Origin of the sequence: Citrobacter sp. A316 (assembly GCF_002042945.1) — a bacterium.
GTDB classification, from domain to species: domain Bacteria; phylum Pseudomonadota; class Gammaproteobacteria; order Enterobacterales; family Enterobacteriaceae; genus Citrobacter; species Citrobacter portucalensis.
This window is the reverse complement of the sequence record NZ_MVFZ01000041.1, coordinates 1-4,659: the sequence shown is the minus strand read 5'-3', so window position 1 is coordinate 4,659 and position 4,659 is coordinate 1. Positions and strand designations below refer to the sequence as shown.

Here is a 4,659-nt window from a genome sequence, read left to right as displayed (position 1 = left end):
CACGAGTCTGCGGCATCGGGCCGTCAGTCGCAGCAACAACCAGGATCGCGCCGTCCATCTGCGCAGCACCGGTGATCATGTTTTTAACATAGTCGGCGTGGCCCGGGCAGTCTACGTGTGCGTAGTGGCGAGTCGGGGTGTCATATTCAACGTGAGAAGTGTTGATGGTGATACCACGTGCTTTTTCTTCCGGCGCGTTATCGATCTGATCGAATGCGCGAGCAGCACCGCCGTAGGTTTTAGCCAGAACGGTAGTGATTGCAGCGGTCAGCGTTGTTTTACCATGGTCAACGTGGCCGATAGTACCGACGTTAACGTGCGGTTTAGTACGTTCAAATTTTTCTTTAGACATCGATTGTCCCTCTAAGACACGGATAAATCGGTGATATCACCACATCAACCAGGCAATATACCTGAGCTGTTGAATGCTTTTAAAAGTAAACAGAGAGAAACGGGAAGGAGAAGTGAAGTGGTGCTGATACCCAGAGTCGAACTGGGGACCTCACCCTTACCAAGGGTGCGCTCTACCAACTGAGCCATATCAGCACGTCTGGAGCGGGCAGCGGGAATCGAACCCGCATCATCAGCTTGGAAGGCTGAGGTAATAGCCATTATACGATGCCCGCATCCTGAAACTCGGCTACCCAGTTCTTTCTGCAACAAAAAAGAGATTTCTCTCTTTTCTGTTCGAGCTGATTAATTTTTTAATCAACTCAGGCGGCGATAACGCTGCCAGAAAGTGGTGGTGGGGGAAGGATTCGAACCTTCGAAGTCTGTGACGGCAGATTTACAGTCTGCTCCCTTTGGCCGCTCGGGAACCCCACCGGACTTGATGGTGCCGACTACCGGAATCGAACTGGTGACCTACTGATTACAAGTCAGTTGCTCTACCTACTGAGCTAAGTCGGCATCAAGTAGCGCGCATTTTATGGAGACATGCGCGCTCATGCAACTAAAAAATTGCATAAAATGTTCTATCGCTCACATTTTGCACTATACGACCGATAAATAATCTATTTCCTCTTTGGATTGGACAAATTTCCAACGTCAGGTGCCTCCTCTGGGAGGAATTTTGCTCCGGCAGGTACGCTTTGATAGAGAGAAAGCACATCTTTATACATCTGGAATACTCGTCACATTGCATTTCAGAGGATGATTTTTTCTTATTATTCCCCCCCATCTGGTGTTACCCTCCTGCCCATTGTCCAAATTAACTGAAATGTGCGTGCCATTGCGTACCGGGGATGATTTCGTTTTTTACCGCAGACCTGATATAGCAATGACAGCCAGACCATGCGTATGAGTATAAAAGAGCAAGCGTTAACGTCGCCTTACCTACAGTTTGATCGCAACCAGTGGGCTGCGCTTCGTGATTCCGTGCCGATGACCCTGACCGAGGAAGAGATTGCTCGTCTTAAAGGCATTAACGAAGACTTATCGCTGGAAGAAGTTGCTGAGATTTATTTGCCTCTCTCGCGTTTGCTAAACTTTTACATCAGTTCGAACCTGCGACGTCAGGCAGTGCTGGAGCAATTTTTAGGCACAAATGGCGAGCGTATTCCTTATATTATTAGCATTGCTGGCAGCGTCGCCGTCGGTAAAAGTACGACTGCGCGTGTGTTGCAGGCCTTGCTCAGTCGCTGGCCTGAGCACCGCAAGGTTGAGTTGATTACTACCGATGGCTTTCTTCATCCGAACCAGGTGTTGAAAGAACGTGGGCTCATGAAGAAGAAAGGCTTCCCCCAGTCCTATGATATGCATCGCTTGGTTAAATTCGTTTCCGATCTGAAATCAGGCGTACCTAACGTCACGGCGCCAGTGTATTCCCATCTCATCTATGATGTGATCCCTGATGGCGACAAAACCGTTGCCCAGCCCGACATATTAATACTCGAAGGGCTAAATGTCTTACAAAGCGGGATGGACTATCCTCACGATCCACATCATGTATTTGTTTCTGACTTTGTCGACTTTTCTATTTATGTTGATGCGCCAGAAGAATTACTCCAGACGTGGTATATCAACCGTTTCCTCAAATTCCGTGAAGGGGCGTTTACCAACCCGGACTCTTATTTCCATAACTATGCAAAATTATCAGAAGATGAGGCTATCAACACCGCCATGTCGTTGTGGAAAGAGATTAACTGGCTGAATTTAAAACAAAATATATTACCAACGCGTGAGCGAGCAAGCTTAATCATGACGAAAAGTGCCAATCATGCCGTTGAACAAGTCAGGCTAAGAAAATAAATAAAAAAGGGGAGCAATTGCTCCCCTTCTTATTACTCAGCGCTTCTTAGCGATATTTCTCCACCCATCCAGGGTTTGATCTCGCCATTTTGCTCAAGCAGTAATGCACCTTGCGCGTCTATTCCACGAGAGATGCCAAATATTTCTTTATCACCAATAATAAGTTTTACCGGACGGTCGATAAAGTTATCCAGTTTCTTCCAGCGTGACAGATACGGCGCTAAACCTTCGTGCTCAAAAAGCACCAACGCAGCACGCAGTTCACGTATCAGTCGGGCAGCAAGGGTATTGCGGTCAATGTTGATACCCGCTTCCTGCAGGTTAATCCAGCCTTGATTAACCACATTCTCTTCAACCCGACGCATGGACATGTTGATACCCGCACCGATAACAATCTGCGCGGCATCTCCTGTCTTACCGGTCAGTTCAACCAGGATCCCTGCCAGCTTACGGTCGAGCAAATAGAGGTCATTGGGCCATTTTACACGTACCTTCTCTGCGCCCAGATCGCGTAAAACCTCAGCCATGACGATACCAATAACCAGACTCAGGCCAATCGCGGCAGCCGGTCCTTGTTCCAACCGCCAGAACATTGAAAGGTACAGGTTGGCACCAAACGGTGAAAACCACTTGCGACCACGGCGGCCGCGCCCGGCCTGCTGATATTCAGCGACGCAGGCATCCCCTGACTCTAGTTGACCTATTCGATCCATCAGGTACTGATTGGTTGAGTCGATAACCGGCAGAACAGCGATATTCCCGCCATCCAGTTGAGAATGAATAAGGGAGGCATCTAATAGTTGAATAGGCTCCGGTAAGCTGTATCCTTTACCTGGAACAGTAAAGACATCAACCCCCCAGTCGCGTAACGTCTGGATATGCTTATTGATTGCGGCACGGCTCATTCCCAACTTTTCACCGAGCTGCTCACCGGAATGAAATTCGCCGTCAGCGAGTAATGAAATAAGCGTCAGAGGGACGGTATTATCCTTCATGCAATGATCTCCACAGCATTCATTTCACCTTGCGGGCCAATAAACCGGACCTCTGGTTCGAGCCAGACATTAAATTTTTCACCGACTTTTTGGCGTACATGATGTGCAAGTTGCACCACATCCTGACTCGTCGCATTGTCTGCATTGATCAGCACCAGTGCCTGCTGTTGATGTACTGCTGCGCCACCAATGCGCATACCTTTTAGCTGACATTGATCGATAAGCCAGCCTGCTGCCAGTTTCACAGAACCATCAGCCTGCGGGTAATGAGGTGCTGTTGGGAATTTTGCCAGGAGCTCCTGCGCAATCTCTGCGGTGACAACCGGGTTTTTAAAGAAGCTTCCTGCATTACCGTTTACTTTCGGATCGGGCAGTTTTGTCGTACGCATATGGCAGACAGAATCAAAAACCTGCTCAGGTGTCACGGTTGCAGGATCCAGACGCGTCAGGTCACCGTAAGTCAAAACGGGCTGCCACTGTTTAGGCAAGCGCAGACCAACGGCTACAATTGCGAAACGATCCTGGTATTCATGTTTGAAGATGCTGTCACGGTAACCAAATCGACATTCTGCGGCGTTAACACGCAGATGTTTGCCGGTCGAAAGCTCTACGCAGTCTACGTATTCGCAGACGCGCTGCAGCTCTACGCCATAGGCACCAATATTCTGGATTGGCGATGAACCCACGCAGCCGGGAATGAGTGCCAGATTTTCCAGCCCAGGCATACCAAGCTGCAACGTATGCTGGACCAGATGATGCCAGTTTTCACCCGCGCCTACGTGCAAGTGCCACGCATCAGGTTGTTCTGTAATCTCAATACCCTTAATACGGTTGACGATCACCGTACCCTGGAAGGTATCAAGAAACAGGACGTTACTCCCTTCGCCCAGGATCAGTACTGGATGATGCGATGCATTGGCTGATTGCCAGGCATTCAGTAATTGTTGTTCATTTTCGGCGCAGACAAGTTCGTTAGCTTGTTGATCGATGCCGAAGGTATTCCAGGCTTTAAGGGAGTGATTCATAGACGCTTTCCTGATGCAAAATCGCGCCTAGTTTACCGCATATACCGCAGGATGGCTTGTGTTATGGAGGTTCAGGATATGGCTTTGCACCCGATGGTGCGGTGTCGTGATGTGCCTGATGCGCTGCGCTTATCAGGCCTACAAAACACAATCAGCCCAGCGCCTGTAGGCCGGATAAGGCGGCACGCCGCATCCGGCGGTTTTTATCCCGCACAGACGCAAAAAAGCCCATCCGTCAGGATGGGCTTCTTCACTTTAATTAATGCCTGGCAGTTCCCTACTCTCGCATGGGGAGACCCCACACTACCATCGGCGCTACGGCGTTTCACTTCTGAGTTCGGCATGGGGTCAGGTGGGACCACCGCGCTACAGCCGCCAGGCAAATTCTG

General features: G+C 49.5%; 4 protein-coding genes, 4 tRNA genes, 1 rRNA gene and 1 pseudogene. 2 read left to right on the top strand and 8 right to left on the bottom strand.

Annotated elements, in window-relative coordinates:
• The 5 genes from BZK41_RS26700 to BZK41_RS26680 form a co-directional block, all read right to left on the bottom strand.
• Positions 1–352, bottom strand: a 352-nt coding sequence (locus BZK41_RS26700; RefSeq protein WP_000031704.1) for a GTP-binding protein, incomplete at its 3' end; no start/stop codon positions are given.
• Between the two features lie 118 nt (positions 353–470).
• Positions 471–546: transfer RNA gene (locus BZK41_RS26695), tRNA-Thr, on the bottom strand.
• A gap of 5 nt (positions 547–551) precedes the next feature.
• Positions 552–626 (bottom strand) — tRNA-Gly (locus BZK41_RS26690).
• 114 nt (positions 627–740) lie between these two features.
• A tRNA-Tyr gene (locus BZK41_RS26685) sits at positions 741–825 on the bottom strand.
• 8 nt (positions 826–833) lie between these two features.
• Positions 834–909 (bottom strand) — tRNA-Thr (locus tag BZK41_RS26680).
• 19 nt (positions 910–928) lie between these two features.
• On the opposite strand from BZK41_RS26680, the pseudogene BZK41_RS27675 reads away from it, so the two are divergent.
• Positions 929–997 (top strand): annotated as a pseudogene (locus BZK41_RS27675) (hypothetical protein); the annotation flags it as partial.
• A gap of 302 nt (positions 998–1,299) precedes the next feature.
• On the top strand, positions 1,300–2,250 hold the full coding sequence (gene coaA, locus BZK41_RS26670) for a type I pantothenate kinase (protein WP_040232296.1): 951 nt from the start codon (positions 1,300–1,302) through the stop codon (positions 2,248–2,250).
• 32 nt (positions 2,251–2,282) lie between these two features.
• Here the strand turns inward: coaA and birA are convergent, their stop codons facing one another.
• The 3 genes from birA to rrf all read right to left on the bottom strand — a co-directional run bounded on the left by birA (position 2,283) and on the right by rrf (position 4,650).
• Positions 2,283–3,245: a bifunctional biotin--[acetyl-CoA-carboxylase] ligase/biotin operon repressor BirA gene (birA, locus tag BZK41_RS26665; RefSeq protein WP_079940174.1), complete on the bottom strand. Its 963-nt coding sequence runs from the start codon at positions 3,243–3,245 to the stop codon at positions 2,283–2,285.
• The gene (gene murB, locus BZK41_RS26660) at positions 3,242–4,270 is read right to left on the bottom strand and encodes a UDP-N-acetylmuramate dehydrogenase (protein WP_079940173.1); all 1,029 of its coding nucleotides are present in this window, start codon (positions 4,268–4,270) and stop codon (positions 3,242–3,244) included. Before murB ends, birA begins: the two co-directional genes overlap by 4 nt.
• Positions 4,271–4,534: 264 nt before the next feature.
• Positions 4,535–4,650, bottom strand: a 5S ribosomal RNA gene (gene rrf, locus BZK41_RS26655).
• Positions 4,651–4,659 lie beyond the last annotated feature (9 nt).